The organism is Bacillus cereus group sp. BfR-BA-01408 (genome assembly GCF_022663305.1).
Lineage (GTDB): Bacteria > Bacillota > Bacilli > Bacillales > Bacillaceae_G > Bacillus_A > Bacillus_A pacificus.
In genome coordinates this window covers 1-219 of the sequence record NZ_JAKUFF010000334.1, presented here as the reverse complement: position 1 = coordinate 219, position 219 = coordinate 1, and the positions used below count along the sequence as shown (strand labels likewise).

Sequence of the window (219 nt, the reverse complement as noted above, 5' to 3'; positions counted from 1 at the left end):
TAGTAAAGCCTAAGGAAGAAGCGAAAGTACAAGAAGTAGCAAAATCTAAGGAAGAAGCGAAAGTACAAGAGGTAGCAAAACCTAAGGAAGAAGCAAAAGTACAAGAAGTAGTAAAACCTAAGGAAGAAGCGAAAGTACAAGAAGAAGCGAAGGCTCAAGAAATAGCAAAGGCTAAAGAAGAAGCAAAAGCGCAAGAAATAGCGAAGGCTAAAGAAGAAG

1 pseudogene is annotated in these 219 nt (G+C 38.8%); it reads left to right on the top strand.

Annotated features, from left to right (window positions below):
* Positions 1-219 (top strand): annotated as a pseudogene (locus MR083_RS27530) (enterotoxin); the annotation flags it as partial.